17 protein-coding genes are annotated in these 16,569 nt (G+C 67.2%); 1 reads left to right on the top strand and 16 read right to left on the bottom strand.

Annotation, left to right across the window (positions count from 1 at the left end):
* Nucleotides 1-155 precede the first annotated feature (155 nt).
* From ON22_RS01810 to ftsH, 16 genes are all read right to left on the bottom strand, one after another.
* Nucleotides 156-779 (bottom strand): FHA domain-containing protein, encoded by a 624-nt coding sequence (locus tag ON22_RS01810; protein WP_033243971.1) that lies wholly within the window; start codon nt 777-779, stop codon nt 156-158.
* 249 nt (nt 780-1,028) lie between these two features.
* Nucleotides 1,029-1,391: a histone-like nucleoid-structuring protein Lsr2 gene (locus ON22_RS01805; RefSeq protein ID WP_033243970.1), complete on the bottom strand. Its 363-nt coding sequence runs from the start codon at nt 1,389-1,391 to the stop codon at nt 1,029-1,031.
* A 119-nt stretch (nt 1,392-1,510) separates the two neighbouring features.
* Entirely contained in the window at nt 1,511-2,977 is a 1,467-nt protein-coding gene (gene lysS, locus ON22_RS01800; protein WP_051157081.1) for a lysine--tRNA ligase, read from the bottom strand.
* A gap of 297 nt (nt 2,978-3,274) precedes the next feature.
* Nucleotides 3,275-3,697 carry a rhodanese-like domain-containing protein gene (locus ON22_RS01795; RefSeq protein ID WP_033244504.1) on the bottom strand — a complete coding sequence of 141 codons (423 nt, stop codon included), beginning with the start codon at nt 3,695-3,697 and terminating at the stop codon, nt 3,275-3,277.
* Between the two features lie 8 nt (nt 3,698-3,705).
* On the bottom strand, nt 3,706-4,332 hold the full coding sequence (locus ON22_RS01790; protein WP_081595258.1) for a cysteine dioxygenase: 627 nt from the start codon (nt 4,330-4,332) through the stop codon (nt 3,706-3,708).
* Nucleotides 4,333-4,525: 193 nt separating this feature from the next.
* A complete protein-coding gene (locus ON22_RS01785) occupies nt 4,526-5,320 on the bottom strand; it encodes a type III pantothenate kinase (RefSeq protein ID WP_033243969.1) in 795 nt (264 codons plus the stop codon).
* Nucleotides 5,321-5,337: 17 nt separating this feature from the next.
* Entirely contained in the window at nt 5,338-5,757 is a 420-nt protein-coding gene (gene panD, locus ON22_RS01780; protein ID WP_033243968.1) for an aspartate 1-decarboxylase, read from the bottom strand.
* 562 nt (nt 5,758-6,319) lie between these two features.
* On the bottom strand, nt 6,320-7,276 hold the full coding sequence (panC, locus tag ON22_RS01775) for a pantoate--beta-alanine ligase (protein ID WP_033244502.1): 957 nt from the start codon (nt 7,274-7,276) through the stop codon (nt 6,320-6,322).
* Nucleotides 7,277-7,325: 49 nt separating this feature from the next.
* Nucleotides 7,326-8,270 carry a Rossmann-like and DUF2520 domain-containing protein gene (locus ON22_RS01770; protein ID WP_033243967.1) on the bottom strand — a complete coding sequence of 315 codons (945 nt, stop codon included), beginning with the start codon at nt 8,268-8,270 and terminating at the stop codon, nt 7,326-7,328.
* A gap of 117 nt (nt 8,271-8,387) precedes the next feature.
* On the bottom strand, nt 8,388-9,506 hold the full coding sequence (locus ON22_RS01765) for a DUF6779 domain-containing protein (protein ID WP_156052276.1): 1,119 nt from the start codon (nt 9,504-9,506) through the stop codon (nt 8,388-8,390).
* Nucleotides 9,507-9,575: 69 nt separating this feature from the next.
* Nucleotides 9,576-10,052 carry a DUF3180 domain-containing protein gene (locus ON22_RS01760; RefSeq protein WP_033244501.1) on the bottom strand — a complete coding sequence of 159 codons (477 nt, stop codon included), beginning with the start codon at nt 10,050-10,052 and terminating at the stop codon, nt 9,576-9,578.
* 53 nt (nt 10,053-10,105) lie between these two features.
* Nucleotides 10,106-10,651: a 2-amino-4-hydroxy-6-hydroxymethyldihydropteridine diphosphokinase gene (gene folK, locus ON22_RS01755; RefSeq protein ID WP_033243965.1), complete on the bottom strand. Its 546-nt coding sequence runs from the start codon at nt 10,649-10,651 to the stop codon at nt 10,106-10,108.
* Nucleotides 10,648-11,034, bottom strand: a complete 387-nt coding sequence (gene folB, locus ON22_RS01750) for a dihydroneopterin aldolase (protein WP_033243964.1) — start codon at nt 11,032-11,034, stop codon at nt 10,648-10,650. The genes folK and folB overlap by 4 nt, the downstream gene beginning before the upstream one ends.
* Nucleotides 11,031-11,843, bottom strand: a complete 813-nt coding sequence (gene folP / locus ON22_RS01745; RefSeq protein ID WP_051157080.1) for a dihydropteroate synthase — start codon at nt 11,841-11,843, stop codon at nt 11,031-11,033. Before folP ends, folB begins: the two co-directional genes overlap by 4 nt.
* A gap of 89 nt (nt 11,844-11,932) precedes the next feature.
* Complete coding sequence (gene folE / locus ON22_RS01740) at nt 11,933-12,604, bottom strand: GTP cyclohydrolase I FolE (RefSeq protein ID WP_033243963.1); 672 nt, start codon at nt 12,602-12,604, stop codon at nt 11,933-11,935.
* A gap of 75 nt (nt 12,605-12,679) precedes the next feature.
* On the bottom strand, nt 12,680-15,073 hold the full coding sequence (gene ftsH / locus ON22_RS01735; protein ID WP_033243962.1) for an ATP-dependent zinc metalloprotease FtsH: 2,394 nt from the start codon (nt 15,071-15,073) through the stop codon (nt 12,680-12,682).
* 385 nt (nt 15,074-15,458) lie between these two features.
* Between ftsH and ON22_RS01730 the strand changes: the two genes are divergently transcribed.
* Nucleotides 15,459-16,367 carry a hypothetical protein gene (locus tag ON22_RS01730; RefSeq protein WP_231508541.1) on the top strand — a complete coding sequence of 303 codons (909 nt, stop codon included), beginning with the start codon at nt 15,459-15,461 and terminating at the stop codon, nt 16,365-16,367.
* Nucleotides 16,368-16,569 lie beyond the last annotated feature (202 nt).

Genomic DNA, 16,569 nt, shown 5'->3' with positions numbered 1-16,569 from the left:
GGCGGGTGGTCTCACTGCCGCCGGTCCACCCTAATGATCTGTGGGCCGGTCGCAGCGCTATTCATTCATAACGCCCATACCCACGTATTCGTTTCCCACTCCGGTTTTGCCGAGAGCGAACACGCCGATTCGGGCCCGTCGGGATAACCGCAGGTCTACAGGTCGCGATCGCTGATGAGCCCGCTGCGCATGGCGAGCGCGGCCAGCCGGACGCGCTTCTGGTTCTGGGGCAGATCCTCGACGCCGAACTTGGCGAACAGTGCGCGCAGATGTGTCTTGACGGCGTCCACGCTGAGGAACAGTTCGTCGGCGATCTGCTGATTGGTCGCGGGGGCGGCGAAACCGGCATCACCCTTGTACGGGCGGCACAGGGCGATCAGCACACCGCGTTGCGCCTCGGTGAGCGACCGGACGGTCGGCACGGTGCCGCTGGAGGCTCGGGTCGCATCGTCGGCGACCCCGTTGAAATCGTGGAACGACACCATGGAAGTGCCCACCCGGATGCGATCGCCCGGCATGAGGCGGCGGCGGCCGTGCAGCCTTTCGCCGTTGATGAACGTGCCGTTGCGGGACAGCCCGTCGTCCACGATGGTCCATTGCGCGGCGAGGTATTCCACGGCGGCATGTAATCGCGAAACCTCGGCATCCCAGCGCAGCGAGAGGTCCGCGCCGGCCGAACGGCCTATCGTGATCCGCTGCCGGTCGGGGGTCAGCATCACCTCACGCCGCCGGCCTTCGTCATCGGTGAAACGTAGAAACGATCCGACGGATCCGGACACTGCGCCGCTACCTGACCTCTCCATACCGGCAGTACCTGCCGGACACCACCCCGACCGCACAGGCCCGGTACAACCAAACACCCCTATGGTGCCGGGCGAACGGGCGGTGGAGCAAGACTGAACACCGCTGAGCGCAGCGGCCCCGGCACACAGCGCCGGGGCCAGCGGTAATTCCTATTCGCTATCGAGAAAGACCGACCGCCGTCCGCTGCGTAGAAAATATCGAGCGAACGACGGTTGAAAGAAGAACTATCCCTTCGAGGCCTTGTTGTACGCATCGGTGATATCGGCGGAGATACGCCCGCGCGCGGAAACCTTGTGACCATTCCGCCGTGCCCACTCACGAATTGCGGCGCTTTGTTCGCGATCCATCGTGGCACGTCCCTTGCTGTTGCCCGCACCGGCGGCAACCGCGGACTTCACCCGGCGCCGGCCGCTCACGCGCCGGGCGCTGGAAACCCACTGTTCCAACTCGTCCCGAAGCTTCTCCGCATTCGATGACGACAGGTCGATCTCGTACGACACTCCATCGATTGCAAACTCGATGGTCTCGTCCGCGATGGACTCACCGTCGACATCGTCGATCAGGCTAACGGTGACCTTCTTTGCCATGAGATGAACGTCCTCTCGAAATCGTGCGGCCCGGCAAAATCAGGCCGATTACCCGAGGCAAGAATACCTCGAATTCGGAAAATTCCAAGACGAGCGATCGGCTTATGCAAACCGATCGCTCAACGGCCGACCGGCCGCACTATTGGGAACAGTATCGTTTCCCGGATTCCCAATCCGGTGAGCGCCATCAACAACCGATCGATTCCCATACCGGTTCCGGTTGTCGGCGGCATCCCGTGTTCCATCGCGGCGAGGAAGTCTTCGTCCAGAACCATTGCTTCGTCATCGCCGGCGGCAGCGAGCCGCGCCTGATCGACGAACCGTTCGCGCTGGATGACCGGATCGACCAACTCCGAATAGCCCGTAGCCAACTCGAAGCCGCGGACATACAGATCCCACTTCTCGGTAACCCCGGCACGCGACCGATGCTGCCTGGTCAGCGGTGAAGTCTCGACCGGAAAATCACGGACGAAAGTCGGCTTGTCCAGCTTGTCGCCGTAGCCGTGCTCCCAGAGTTCCTCGACCAGTTTGCCGTGGCCGTAGCCCTTGCCTTCGGGAATTTCCAGACCTTCCCGTTCGGCGAGCGCCAACAATTCCGGGACAGTTGTTTCCGGAGTGACCTCGACGCCCAGCGACTCCGATAGCGACGGATACATCTCCACGGTTGTCCACTCGCCGCTGAGGTCGTATTCCGACCCGTCGGCAAGTGTCACGACCTCAGTTCCGAGAGCCTCTCGAGCGACTTCCTGGATCAATTCCCGGATCATCCGCGCGGAGTCGTCGTAGGTTCCGTACGCTTGATAAGTTTCCAGCATCGCGAACTCGGGCGAATGGGTGGAATCCGCGCCCTCGTTACGGAAGTTGCGATTGATCTCGAAGACCCGCTCGAGCCCGCCGACAACACAGCGCTTGAGAAACAGCTCCGGAGCAATGCGCAGGTAGAGATCCATATCGAGCGCATTGGAATGGGTCCGGAAGGGCCGTGCCGCGGCACCGCCGTGCAGAGTCTGCAGCATCGGCGTCTCGACCTCGAGGAAACCCCGGCGTTCGAGCGCGTTGCGCAGCGCCCGCACCACTGCGACCCGGGTACGGGCCATCTCCCGGGCCTCCGGACGCAGGATCAGGTCCACATAACGCTGCCGGACCCGCGATTCCTCGTTCATCTCCTTGTGGGCGACGGGTAGCGGCCGCAGCGACTTGGACGCCATCGACCAGGAATCGGCCATAATGCTCAATTCGCCCGTACGCGACGAGATGACTTCACCGTGGACGAAAACCATATCGCCGAGATCCACATCGGCTTTCCACGCCGCCAGGGCATCGGCACCGACCCCGTTCAGGCTGATCATCGCCTGCAACGTGGTGCCGTCACCCTCCTGCAACTTCGCGAAACATAATTTCCCGGTATTGCGCATGAAGATGACGCGACCGGCCACACCGGCCTGCTGACCGGTTGCGGTATCGGCCGCGAGATCCGGATGGGCGGCCCGGATTTCGGCCAGCGTATGGGTGCGGGGCACCACCACCGGGTAGGCCTCACCGCCCGCGGCGAGCAGCCGTTCCCGCTTCTCTCGCCGGATCCGCATCTGCTCGGGGATGTCGTCGACTTCCACGGAGCGGCTGGATCGCCCCGCGGGAACAGTGCCCGCGGAGCCGCCGGATGACGAGGAGTTCGGGTTGCTCACAGCGAACCACCCTAGCGTGCACGGCAAATCGATTCGTCAGCCGCCCGCCCCTGGACGGCGCCATAAGGAATCGGCGCGGGGATACGCCCACCGACCACGAAAATAGACCATTTGGTTGCTTAGGAAATACCGCCGGTGCGGAGCCGGCACGGAAATGTATTGCGGTCCGGATCTATTCGCCGCCGGACACCGAACAATTCAGAGAACCGCGAGCGAACGAACTTCCCTGGTGAAGTGCTCGGCACCGGTCGCCACCGTGCGCATACCCGCAGCAACCAGTGCCTGGTAACCGCCGACCAGATCGGTCGCGCGATGCAACCCCAATTGACGCAACGAGGCCGCGGCCAGGCTCGACGTGTAGCCCTGCGAGCACACCACGACCCACTCGACCTCATGATCGGTGGCCAGCGCCAGCCGGGCCGAACTGCTCGGATCCAGCCGCCACTCCAGCACATTCCGTTCGATCACCAGCGCACCGGGCAGCGTCCCCTCGGTGTTCCGCTGTGCCGCCGGCCGGATATCCACCAGGATCGCGCCCCGCGCGAGCGCGGCAGGCACTTCGATCGGCTGGATCCGCCGCAGCTGGGATCGGGCGTGGTCGAGCATTTGGTCGATGGTCATCGACGGCATCAGAGATCACCTTCGGGCTGGTCGGTGAGGACGGTGTGGGTACGTCGGAGGTTGCCGTGACCGGTCACCTCGTAATAGGACATGGCAGTCAACGGGGGCGAATAGGCGTGCACGCTCAGCGTCGGGTCCAGCGGGCCGGGGTCGGCACGGCCCGCGACCGCGACCCGGTCGGAAGCACGGACGACATCGTGGACCCAGCCGATCGGGAAAGCTGCCTGATCACCCGCCCCCAGGACCCGATGGCGTAGCTCGGATCCGTTCCAGCGGTACTCCGCGAGCGCGCCGCTGAGCACGGTCAGCGCACCCAGCGAACCGGCGTGATCGTGCAGTTTCGTCGATTTCTCCGGCGTCCAGCTGATCAGCCAGATATCGACTTCGTCATCGGCGGCCAACCGCGTAGCCCACCGGTCCACCAGCGGCCAGCGGCCGTCCTCGGGAAGCAGATGGTCGTATCGGCCGGCGAGCACATCCTCACCGGTCTCGTCGGTCAGCCGTAACAGATCCGCGGGACGCAACCGGGTGGGCAACGCCGGAGCAATCGGGCGATCGGGAATCGGATTCGCCGCCGCGGCGGCGGTATCACGAGCCGAGGCCGGGACTACGGAAGAAAGAACAGGGGAACGCATCTGCGCATCTCCAACAGGAATGAGAACGAACGAGGAATTCGGGATGCCTCGAACGGTCGAGGCGAATCAGCCTCGACAACACTCCTGGGTACGCATGCGGGACAGCACACGGCGAGCTTAGCAATCCGGACCCGCGGCGGCCACACCCGGCGCAGCGGAATACATCACATATCTGCGACGACGTCCCGTGCGCTCAACCGCGACTACGCCGCTGGTTGCGTTCGTAGACGAGCTGCAGGCCGGTCAGCGTCAGATGCGGCAGATGATGTTCGATGGTCTCGGATTCGTCCAGGATCAACGGCGCCGCCGGGCCTGTGGCCACCACGGCGATATCGTCGCCGGAGAAACCATCGATATCGTCGCGGATCCGGTCGACGAGACCGTCCACCAACCCCGCAAAACCGAAAATGGCGCCGGCCTGGATACATTCGACACTGTTCTTGCCGACCACCGACCTCGGCCTGGCCAGCTCGACCCGCCGCAGCGCGGCCCGCTCGATCAGCGCCTCGGTCGCGATCTCCACCCCAGGCGCGATCACGCCTCCGAGGAACTCCCCCTTCGCCGACACCAGATCGACACAGATCGACACACCGAAATCCACCACGATCGAAGCGGTGCCGTATTCGTGATAGGCCGCGAGGCTGTTGACGATCCGGTCCGCACCGACCTCTTTCGGGTTGTCCACCAGCAACGGGATACCGGTCCGCACCCCGGGCTCCACCAGCACATGCGGCACGTGCTGCCAGTAGCGATCCAGCATCAGCCGCATTTCCCGCAGCATGGGCGGCATGGTGGACAGGCCGGCGATACCGGTCACCGTGTCGAGGTCGGCTCCCAGCAGACCGCGCAGATTCATGGCGAACTCGTCGGCGGTGTGCAGTGGATTGGTGTGAATCCGCCAGTGCCGCACCAATTCCGCGCCGGAATCGGTGCCGTTCATCAGCCCGATGACAGTGCTGGTGGTGCGGACGTCGAGGGTCAGCAGCATACGTGTGCCGTCGGCGCTCAGACCAGCGACAGATTACGCGGGCTGATGAGATCCGAGCCTTCCGGCGCATGCGCCGGATCCGAGCCCAGCTCCACCGCCCGGTTACGCGAATCCACGAACACCACCTTCGGGTCGTAGTCGCGCAGCTCGGCCTCGTCCATCATCCCGTAAGCGATGAGGATCACCAGATCGCCCGGATTGACCAGATGGGCGGCGGCGCCGTTGATACCGATCACCCCGGAACCGCGCTCACCGGCGATCACATAGGTCTCGAGCCGAGCCCCGTTGTCGATATCGACAATGCAGACCTGTTCGCCCTCGAGCAGATCGGCGGCGTCCAGCAGATCCTGGTCCACGGTCACCGATCCGACGTAATGCAGATCGGCATGGGTCACGGTGGCCCGGTGGATCTTCGACTTCATCATGGTCCGCAACATCACGGTCGCCCTTCTGTATCTATGGCGTCGCCTCCGGCGCCGCAGGGTTCGGGGCCCCCCTTGGTCTCGTTCTTCACTCCTCCGCTCCTCCGCTTCGCTCCCCCGCTCCGTCGCTCCAGAACGAGACGGGCCCCGAACCTCGGAGGTGAACCGGCTGGAGAGACAGAACATCGTGGGATCGTCGCGTCCCCCGCCGCACCAGGCCGGAGACCCGATGAACCCGCAATCGGGGCGTGCCATCCGCGAAGGGGCGGGCTGTAATTTTGGAGACGCTCCGCGTCTCGAGGGGTGGGGCCCTGGTGGGCCCGGTTCTTCACTCCTCCGCTCCTCCGCTTCGCTCCCCCGCTCCGTCGCTCCAGAACCGGGCGGGCCCCACCCCGGGAGGTGGACCGTCCGAAAGAGAGAAACCCGGGCAGGAACTCAGGGCCGATGTCGGCCGCACTCGCGGTCGACCGACTTGTGTAAGTGGCCGAGGGTGCCGTGGAGTGGTTCAGCTCGGCGCCTTCGCGGAGCAGCGTGGGCCGGGGGTGGCCGGTGGCGGACGTTTCCGCTACATGCGTACTCATCGGCCGGCACTTGTGGTGGTGACGGATTGTTCTGCCTGCGGGGACACGATGTCCGCGTCGGGGTGGCCGTCGAGCTGTACACCGAGCTGGACGGCGGCGTTGTCGATCAAGCGGGTGCTGCCGACGCGGGCCGCGACCAGGAGGCGGGCGTTGCCTGCTTCCGGGGCGGGGCCCAGATCCGCGGCACGGAGTTCCAGGTAGTCCAGTTCGATACCGGGGGCTGCGGCCAGGACCGAACGCGCCGCGTCCAGTACGGCCGGTCCGCCCGCGGCGCCGGAACGGGCACCGGCCAGCAGCGCGGCCGACAGGGTGGTGGCGAGTTCGCGCTGGGCGGGGTCGAGGTAGCGGTTACGCGAGGACAGTGCCAAGCCGTCGGATTCGCGGACCGTCGGGACGGCGACGATCTTCACGTCGAAATTCAGATCGCGGACCATCTGCCGGATCAACGCCAGCTGCTGATAGTCCTTCTCGCCGAAGAAGGCCTCGTTCGGGCTCGCCATCTGCAGTAGTTTCGCCACAACGGTGAGCATTCCGGCGAAATGAGTCGGCCGGGAGCCGCCCTCCAGTTCGGCGCCCAATGGGCCCGGCTGCACCGTGGTCCGCGGGCCGTCGGGATACATATCCGCCGCGCTCGGGGCGAACACCAGGTCGACGCCCTCCGCGCGGAGCAGTTCGACATCGGCGTCGAGGGTGCGCGGATAGCTGGCGAGATCCTCGTTCGCCCCGAACTGCAGCGGGTTGACGAAAATCGAGACGACCACGACCTGGTTGGTGCGCTTGGCGCGGCGAACCAGTTCCAGGTGACCTTCGTGCAGGGCGCCCATGGTGGGGACGAGCCCGACGGTGCGGCCGGAGCGGCGCAGCGCGCGGACGACCTTGCCGAGCACGACCGGGTCGTGCTGCACGGTCAGCTCGCCGGCGCGGTAGGCGTCGCGCAGGGTCTGCTCCGTCATGCTGCCTCCTTCGAATCCGGTGCATGCCATCCGCGGCGCAGGTATCGCCTCATCGGTGTTCCTCCAGCAGTGCGCGAAGTTCGTCGGGCGCCTGTGCCCGTTCGGCGGTGCGCCGCGACATGGCCCGATACCCGGCGGCGATCTGCGGATCGGCCGCGGTCAAGGCCTCGAGATGCGCGGCAACGGCGGCGGTATCGCCCCGGGCGACCGGGCCGGTGAGCGCGGCCTGGCCGCGGCGCAGCGCATTGTCGAGGGCCGCCGAGACCAGCGGCGCGAGCAGCCGTTCGGGCAGGCCGTTCGGCTGGTCGTCGATGGTCTGCTGGCCGAGCAGCCCCGGACCGGCGAGCGCTTCGCGCAGGGCCTGTACGGCGTCGAGTACCAGCGTGACCAGGTGATTGCTGCCGTGGGCGAGCGCGGCGTGATAGAGGGTGCGGTGCTCCTCGGCCACCCGGACCGGTTCCCCGCCCATCTCGATCACCAGCGACTGCGCGATGGCGTAACCGATCTCGTCCGCCGCGGTGATCCCGAAACACGCATTGGCCAGGCGGGACAGATCCTCGTCGTGGCCGGTGAAGGTCATCGCCGGATGAATGGCCAGCGGTCGCACGCCGGCCTCCGCCAGCGGCGCCAGGATCGCGATACCGTTCGCGCCCGACGTATGCGCCACGATGGTGCCGGGCCGCACCGTCCGCGCGCTCGCCAGCCCGCGCACCAGCCCGGCCAGTTCGGCGTCGGGGACCGCCAGGATGAGCAGTTCGCAGCGCGCGGCTACCTCCTCGACCGGGAGGATCCGGGATTCGGGCAGCCGGGTACGCGCCCGCTGCACCGAGGCATCGGAGATGGCGGCGACGCCGAACACCACATGTCCGGCGCGTTCGAGCGCGGCACCGAGAGCGGATCCCACGCGTCCCGCCGAAACGATTCCTACCGTCAGGCGTGCGGGCGCCGGATCACCACTCGCGGGATTACCAGGAGTCACGCGTGGCGAGGTCAACAGTGTCCTCTCGAAAAGTCGTTCCAGTCCCGCGTTGCGGGTACCGGACGTTACGCATCGAGGATATGACTCACGACCGCCGATGCGCCACGGGCGCACCGGGTGATATGCCGCACTTCAGGAGCTGCGCTGCTCTTCTTCCCGGCGCAGGTTCGCCATGATCTCGGCGACCGACAGCCGGCGCGAACCGGCCGGGTCGGATTGGGTACGGCGGCGCCGGGAATTGACCGACCGTGGGGACAACTTGCCCGGGGCGCGGGCGCTGTCCCGGGCCTTCGCCGGAGCCGGTGCCTTGGGCGCTTCGGATTTGGCGGCCGGGCGGCGCGGTGCGGGCGGACCGTGGACCGGCTCGGGGGGTCGCGGCGGGCCCTGGACGAATTCGGCGGGGTGCGGCGGACCGTGCTGCTCGGCATCTTCTGGCACATCCGTGTCGTGGTCGACCTCGGTGAACGCATCGGCCCAGCTCGGGCCCGCGAGCCCCGGCCCCGGCCCAGCCTGAACCGGTTCGTCGTCGAGGCGCACGATCGCCGTTTCGGCCGTGATGGGGTCATCGTCTGGGCCGGCGAACCGGGGCCGGCCCGGATGATTGCTTTCGTAGACGGGGGTGCCGGTATTACGGTCCCCGGTATCGGCGTCCGATTCCGCCCTATCGTCTTCGGTATCGACCCAGCCGTCCGCCGCATGCGACCAGCTCGCCGCGGCATTGGCCCAGGCGTCGACCGCGCGCCGCTCACCGTCCTCGGCCGGCGGCCAGGCCGCCGGGAATCCCGGCCGGTCCTGCGCGCTGGGCAGTTCCTGGACACGGAAGGACGCGGCCCGCAACGCGGGACGTTCCGGCGGGAGCTCACCGTCGAAGAGCCGTTCGAGCTGTCGGCGCAGTACCGCGAGCTCGGCCCGTAGCGCGGCCATCTCGGACGCGTCGGCGCCCACCTCCGAACGCACCCGGGCCTCGATCCCGAGGTCGTGTTCGCGGCGCGCGCTGATCTCGCGCTCCAGTTCCCGTTCGTAGGCGCCACGCAGCTCCCGGACCTTGGCCTGGTATCGGCTCACCGCCCACGCCCCCAGTACAGCCGCCCACAACGCCGCCACCAGCCCCACGCGGATGAGCTGCACGCTATCGCTGAGCACCAGCAGAACACTGGCCACCGCCCCGAGCAGCACCAGGCCGCCGAGGAACAACTTGCCCACATCTTCCCGGCTGCGCACGGAAGAACTACTGCGGGACGGTGACACCATGCCCGCAAGAGTAATCGGGAAAGTCGGACGCGCCCAGGTCAGAATGGGCGTGATCCATCACGAAGAGGTCTAGGATGGCGCGGGCTCATCGGTCGGGTCGTTCGGGGCCCGGCAGCAGTGTTCGAGCCAGAGCGCCGCGACGGCCAGCGCGATACCCGCGCCGCAGCCGATGAGGGCGCCCGGATAGTCCGCGTCGGCGGCCCGCAGGTCCCCGCGCTGCGGGAAGATCCACAGCAGGAATCCCAGCCAGACCCCGGCCACCAGCGAACCCACCTGCGCGGACGCCTTTGCCAGCGCCAACGCCCGGGCCACCGTGATCGGATGCAGCTGGCGCCGGTCGGCACCGATCTCACTGTTGGTCACCCGGGTACGAATATAGAACCCGAGCGCAGCCTCGAGCGCGGCCACCGGGTAGAGCGAGGCCCCCGCGATCGTAGAGATCGGCGGGAAACTCCCGTAGGCGAGCCGAGTGGTCACCCAGGCGATAACGGCCGCGATCGCGATATTGGCCAGCAACTCCCGGATACGGGTGGGTTTCAGCCTCATATCGCCGTCGTCCCCGCCGTTGCCGCCAGTGTTCTTATCGTTGCCCCCGAAGGTCATGGTGCGGCTCCCGCGGCGGGAATCAGGGTGAGATCGGTACGGCGGACCCCCGCGACCTCGCTCGCGTCCAGCTTCGACAGCAGCTCCCGCACCGGGTATCCGGTACCCGCGACGTCAAGCACGGCCCCGGGTTCCACATCCAGCCACGGCACCATGACGAAGGCGCGTTCGTGGGCGCGGGGATGCGGCAGGGTGAGGTCGGGGTCGGTACTGCGACAGGTTCGAAACTCCCCGGCGACGCGTTCGGCGCAGGTGACGATATCCACGTCGAGAGTGCGGGCGCCCCAGCGCACCGTCCGCTCCCGGCCGACGGCCTGTTCGAGCCGCTGACCGTGCGCCAGCCAGGCCCGGCAGTCGTACGCCGGATCGTCGACGACCAGTACGGCGTTGAGGAAATCGTCCTGGTCCACGCCGCCCCACGGGGCGGTGCTGTACACCGGCGAAACCGCGCGGACCCGCGCACCGAATCCGGCGACGACACCGCGCAACAGCGCGAGCCGATCCCCCATATTCGAGCCGATGGACAGGACCGCGCGCGTCATTCGGACCCCTGTTCCCGGCGGCCCGCGGTGACCACGCGGACATCGGCGAAACTGTGCGGGATGGGCGCGCTCGGTTTGTGCAGCACAACCTCGACATCGGCGACACCGGGAACAGCGCGCACCCGGGCGGCGATTTCGGCGGCCACGGTCTCGATGAGATTGCGCGGGGGGCCCTGCACGATCGTCACGGCGAGTTCGGCGAGCGCGCCGTAATCCACGGTGCAGTCGAGATCGTCGGTGGCCGCCGCCGCGGAAATATCGGTCCAGACGGTGAGGTCGACGACGAATTCCTGCCCGTCCCGGCGTTCGTGCTCGAAAACCCCGTGATAGCCGAAGACTCGCAGGCCACGCAGTTCGATCCGGTCCGCGGCCCCGGTGCTCACCGCGCGTCTCCCATCGCGCGGCGCCAGGCGTCGGTTACCGCGATCGCGTCCTGCGAACCGCGCACATCGTGCACCCGGACCCCCCATGCGCCGTGCCAGGCCGCCAGCGCCGAAATCGTGGCGGTGGCGGTTTCCCGCCCGGCGGGCGGGCGTGGATCGTCGTTCTCGGCCAGCAGCGTACCCAGGAACCGTTTCCGCGAGGCGCCGATCAATACCGGGAAGCCGTCCGCGACGAAATCGTCCAGCGCGCCCAGCAGTGCCCAGTTGTGTTCGGCGTTCTTGGCGAAACCCAGGCCTGGGTCGAGAATGATCCGGGCCGGATCCACCCCCGCGGCAACCGCGCGCCGCACCTGGACCCCGAGTTCGGACCGGACTTCGGCCACGACATCGTCGTAGTGGTCGGCCGGGCCGGTGTGCCGGTAATCGGCGGCCGCCCGCCAGTGCATGAGGATCCACGGAATATCGGCGGCGGCGACCACCTCGGCCATCGCCGGGTCGGCCCGTCCGCCCGAGACATCGTTGATCACCGACACACCCGCCGCGATGGCCGCATCCGCGACCACGGCACGCATGGTGTCGACGCTGGTGGGAACACCGGCCGCGACCAGCCCGGCGATCACCGGCACCACCCGCTCGACCTCGGTTTCCGCCTCGACCCGCACCGCACCCGGCCGGGTCGATTCCCCGCCCACGTCGATGATGTCGGCGCCGGACTCGTAGAGCCGGACCCCGTGTTCGATGGCCCGGTCCGGATCCAGATAGCGCCCGCCGTCGGAGAACGAATCACTGGTGACGTTCACGATGCCCATCACCACACACGACCGGCCCGGCCGCGGTTGCACACCCGGCCGGGGAACCACACCGGTCAGGGTAGGAGCGGCGGCGGAACGCTGATCGTTCACTTGCGCAGAATCAAGTCGAGGGCCTCGGAGCGCGAGGCCGAATTGGTCTGCAACAACCCGCGGACCGCGGAGGTCGTGGTGCTGGCGCCGGGCTTACGGATACCGCGCATGGCCATGCACAGATGTTCGGCCTCGATCACCACGATCGCGCCGCGCGGATCCAGTTTGCGCATCACCGCGTCCGCGACCTGACTGGTCAGCCGTTCCTGCACCTGGGGACGTTTGGCGTACAGATCGACCAGCCGGGCCAGTTTCGACAAACCCGTCACGCGGCCGTGCGGACCCGGGATATAACCGACGTGCGCGACGCCGTGGAACGACACCAGATGGTGCTCGCAGGTCGAGTACATCGGAATATCGCGAACCAGCACCAGCTCCTGATGCTCCTCGTCGAAGGTGGTGTTCAGCACCGCGTCGGGTTCCACGTACAGCCCGGCGAACATTTCCCGGTAGGCCCGCGCGACCCGCGCCGGTGTATCCAGCAGCCCGGGCCGGTCGGGATTCTCGCCCACCGCGAGCAGCAACTCCCGTACCGCGGCCTCGGCGCGCTGCTGGTCGAACGGCTTTCCGGTGTGCCGGGCGATCAGCTCCGGCGCCGGGCCGCCGGTCTCGCCCAGTTCGGCGGGGATACCGGTCGTATGGCCGTTGGTCTGCTGATTGGCCGACATTCGAGGACACCTCCACAATCCGGGCGCGGCAGTAATGACCGAGCGCCGTCGGGTCCGAGCGTAATCGGCGCCTGACTACTGCCGACCGTTCGGGCTGTCCCAGGAGTGCGGGCCGCCACGACCGGGCTCCTCGCCGGAACCGTAGCCGGGATCGCCCTGGCCACGGTCGTACGGCGGGGTAGCGCCTTCGCCGCGGTATCCGCCGGTGTTCGGGTCCGGCTGCGCATGGCGCGGCTGCTCGGGAGGGGGGCCTCCGTAACCGCGTTCGGCAGGCGGTGCCTGCTGCTGTTCCCGCGGCGGCCAGCCCGGGGCCGACCAGCCCGCGGGAGCACCGTAATCCGGACGCGACCCCTGCGTGGCACCACGCGGATACGCGGGCGCGGGCTGCTGCGGAGCGGGGTAACCGGCCGGCGGCTGCCCGTATCCGGGCTGCGCGACGGGTGCACCCGGGTATCCGGCGGGCTGCGGGAGACTACCGGCCGCGGGGTCGCCGGGGGCGATACCGGCGGGCACCTTGGGCTCCGGCGGCCAGGGCTCACCGCGTTCGGCCGCGAGTTCACCCGGCGTCTTCACCGGCGGTTTATCCGACGGCACCCGATCACCGAAATCGTTGAAGGCGGTGATACGCGGCCGCTTCTGCACCGCACTCAGGATGACTTCCAGATCCTTGCGATGCAGGGTTTCGCGTTCCAGCAGCGCGGTGGCCAGCTCGTCGAGCACATCGCGGTATTCGCTGAGGATCGACCAGGCCTCGGTATGCGCGGCCTCGATGAGGTTGCGGACCTCCACGTCGATCGCGCCCGCGACCTCGTGCGAATAGTCCGAGGCGGTACCCATGGACCGGCCGAGGAACGGGTCGCCCTGCTCCTGGCCGTAGCGGACGGCGCCCAGGCGGGCACTCATCCCGTATTCGGTGACCATGGCCCGCGAAATCTTGGTGGCCTGGTCGATATCGGAGGATGCGCCCGTGGTGGGCTCGTGGAACACCAGTTCCTCGGCCGCGCGACCACCCATGGCCATGACCAGCCGGGCGATCATCTCGGAGCGCGTCATCAGGCCCTTGTCGTCCTCGGGGACGGTCATCGCGTGACCACCGGTGCGGCCACGGGCCAGGATCGTCACCTTGTAGACGGGCTCGATATCGGGCATCGCCCATGCCGCCAGGGCGTGTCCGCCCTCGTGGTAGGCGGTGATCTTCTTCTCGTGTTCGCTGATGATCCGGCTCTTGCGGCGTGGCCCGCCGATCACCCGGTCCACCGATTCCTCGAGCGCGTCGCCGGTGATCGTGGCGCCGTTCTCCCGGGCGGTGAGCAGCGCGGCCTCGTTGATGACGTTCGCGAGATCGGCACCGGACATACCGACCGTGCGCTTGGCCAGACCGTCGAGATCGGCTTCCGGCGCGATCGGCTTACCCTGCGAATGCACCCGCAGAATCGACCGGCGACCGGCGAGGTCGGGGTTGCTGACCGGGATCTGCCGGTCGAACCGGCCGGGGCGCAGCAGCGCGGGGTCGAGGATATCGGGGCGGTTGGTGGCCGCGATCAGGATGACGCCGGTGCGGTCGCCGAAGCCGTCCATCTCGACGAGTAGCTGGTTGAGCGTCTGTTCACGTTCGTCGTGGCCGCCGCCGAGGCCGGCGCCGCGCTGGCGGCCGACCGCGTCGATCTCGTCGACGAAAATAATGCACGGGCTGTTCTGTTTGGCCTGTTCGAACAGGTCGCGCACGCGGGACGCGCCGACACCGACGAACATCTCCACGAAATCCGAACCGGAGATGGTGAAGAAGGGCACCCCGGCCTCGCCCGCGACGGCCCGCGCGAGCAGGGTTTTACCGGTACCGGGCGGACCGTAGAGCAGCACGCCCTTCGGGATTTTCGCGCCCAGCGCCTGATAGCGCACGGGGTTCTGCAGGAAATCCTTGATCTCGTAGAGCTCCTCGACCGCTTCGTCGGCGCCGGCGACATCGGCGAAGGTGGTCTTGGGCATATCCTTCGACAGCTGTTTGGCCTTGGATTTACCGAAGCCCATCATGCCGCCGCGGCCGCCGCCCTGCATCCGCGACATCACGAAGATGAACAAGCCGAGCAGGATGACCATCGGCAGGACGAACAGCAGGATCTGGGTGAGCCAGCTCTCCTGTTTGACGACCGTGTTGTACGGCGCGCCGGAATCCTGCACGGCCTGGAAGATCTGCGACGAGGTGTCACTGCCACCGGGATATTTGGCGATGATCTGGTTCTGGCCCTCGGTGGCGTCGTTGCCGTTCCTCAGCTCGATCCGCAGCTGCTGCTCGCGATCATCGATCTGGACGTTGGCAACGTTTTCCTTGTCCTTCAGCTGCTCGAGCGCCACCGACGTATCGACGCTCTGCCAGCCGCGGGTGTCGTTGCCGAAGTAACTGAACAGATAGATCACGAGCAGAATGCCCGCGATTATCGCCAGGGTGCGAAACACTGTCTTGCGGTTCATAGAGCGTCGGCCGGGCGGCCAGTCCTTTCAGGCGTCTCCGCGTTTTGCCTAGCGATGCGTCGGTCTCGAGCGGCGCAACCCACTTCCGGGGCCGCCCGGTGGGCGGATTCGGATGCGGACATGCCACGTTACCGCGTACGGTCTACTCGATACATCGCGCTTCCTGACTTATCGCAAGCGAGGAGTTCGGCTGGTGATGCAGTTCAACAGGTAAACGGCCGGAAAACCACGGTGGTTCCCGGCGTCGTGGTCTGTGATATCTCGTAGTGATCACAATCATGGCACGCCCGACCGATCATGATCGACGTACGACCCGAGCGCAGGGGGTATGGACATAGTCGAGTTACGGACACCCACAGCAATAGTTCGGCACGGAGCAGGACGTTTGGTCGTCCTTCGCCCCGAAGCCGACGGCGATACCGAGACCGACGGCGAGCGCGTGCTCGACGTGGCAGTCACCGACCTGCTGGAGGTGCGGCTCAGCCGGCGCGCCGACGATGCGGTCGTCATCGAGATCTACCTGCGTTATCCGACTCCGGTACTGGTCGGAGTGCCCGCCGACCGGACGCCACTTCCGGTGCTGATCGCCGAGCACGATGTTCCCGCCGCCGCCGGTATCGTTTCGCGGATCAACGACCAGATCCTGGCCGCGCAACGGATCGATATCTCCGCACCGGCACTGAACCCGCCGGAGCCCGAGGTCACCGAACGGGGCACGGTCCGCGCGGATGTCGACCGGGCCGTGGGCCGGATGTCGGTCACCGGGCGCGGCGAAGCGGCCCTGCACGATCTGCACGGCCTCGTCGACGGTGACGAGTACGTACTGGAGACCGCGTATGTCATCGCCCATCCACCGGTCGGTGACGACGATGCCTGCCTGCTCACGGTCACGACGAAACGCCTGCTCCTGGCGTCGCTGAGCACGGACGAGCCCTACGCCCACGATCTGCCGATCCCGATGATCATGATGGCGCGGGCCACGGAGGAACCCGGTTCGATGGCCGGCGGGCTGCGCGATGCGGACCGCCGCCCCATCATCGAGGTACGCGACGGCAACACCACGATGTGCTTCACGGGGCTGGATCGCGCCGATACCGAGCGGATGACCTACGCCATCAACTTCGCGGTGCGGCTGATCGCACTGGACGGTTCGGCAGGTCCGGCCGATCCCAGCGTCGCGCAGCTGTACTCCGAATGGGAACTACTGGTCGAACGGCACTCGCTGGGCATGGTCGACGACACCCAGTTCCAGCGCTACGGCCGCGGCATCCTGCGCTCCCTACCGGGTATCTGACGGTCTCGGTGTAAAGGGCGTGCGGACCGAGAGGCCGCGCTGTCCTTTACGCCGGGCCGTGCACGGGTCCGCCGCAGGCCAGGACGAGCCGTGCGCCGTCGGCGGGTCCTTTCTGGAGCCCACTCGGGCAGCTCGCCCACCAATTCGGCGAGAGAGGTGGCAGCCGGACTGCTCCGCCATGCCTCATGCGCCTCGGCCATCT

Origin of the sequence: Nocardia carnea NBRC 14403, assembly GCF_000308515.1 — a bacterium.
In the GTDB taxonomy this organism is placed as follows: Bacteria; Actinomycetota; Actinomycetes; order Mycobacteriales; family Mycobacteriaceae; genus Nocardia; species Nocardia carnea.
Note: the sequence above shows the minus strand (reverse complement) of the source record. Positions and strands in the feature narration are given on the sequence as shown.

What these genes read in the sequence shown, in the direction of transcription:
- lysS (WP_051157081.1), bottom strand. Translation starts at nt 2,977, where the DNA reads ATGCGGATCCGGCGAGAGAAGCGGGAACGGCTGCTCGCCGCGGGCGGT.
- folP (WP_051157080.1), bottom strand. Translation starts at nt 11,843, where the DNA reads ATGGGCATCGTGAACGTCACCAGTGATTCGTTCTCCGACGGCGGGCGC.
- ftsH (WP_033243962.1), bottom strand. Translation starts at nt 15,073, where the DNA reads ATGAACCGCAAGACAGTGTTTCGCACCCTGGCGATAATCGCGGGCATT.
- ON22_RS01795 (WP_033244504.1), bottom strand. Translation starts at nt 3,697, where the DNA reads ATGACCATCGACCAAATGCTCGACCACGCCCGATCCCAGCTGCGGCGG.
- folE (WP_033243963.1), bottom strand. Translation starts at nt 12,604, where the DNA reads ATGTCGGCCAATCAGCAGACCAACGGCCATACGACCGGTATCCCCGCC.
- ON22_RS01805 (WP_033243970.1), bottom strand. Translation starts at nt 1,391, where the DNA reads ATGGCAAAGAAGGTCACCGTTAGCCTGATCGACGATGTCGACGGTGAG.
- panC (WP_033244502.1), bottom strand. Translation starts at nt 7,276, where the DNA reads ATGACGGAGCAGACCCTGCGCGACGCCTACCGCGCCGGCGAGCTGACC.
- panD (WP_033243968.1), bottom strand. Translation starts at nt 5,757, where the DNA reads ATGTTGCGGACCATGATGAAGTCGAAGATCCACCGGGCCACCGTGACC.
- ON22_RS01790 (WP_081595258.1), bottom strand. Translation starts at nt 4,332, where the DNA reads ATGCGTTCCCCTGTTCTTTCTTCCGTAGTCCCGGCCTCGGCTCGTGAT.
- folK (WP_033243965.1), bottom strand. Translation starts at nt 10,651, where the DNA reads ATGACGCGCGCGGTCCTGTCCATCGGCTCGAATATGGGGGATCGGCTC.
- ON22_RS01765 (WP_156052276.1), bottom strand. Translation starts at nt 9,506, where the DNA reads ATGGTGTCACCGTCCCGCAGTAGTTCTTCCGTGCGCAGCCGGGAAGAT.
- ON22_RS01760 (WP_033244501.1), bottom strand. Translation starts at nt 10,052, where the DNA reads ATGAGGCTGAAACCCACCCGTATCCGGGAGTTGCTGGCCAATATCGCG.
- ON22_RS01785 (WP_033243969.1), bottom strand. Translation starts at nt 5,320, where the DNA reads ATGCTGCTGACCCTCGACGTCCGCACCACCAGCACTGTCATCGGGCTG.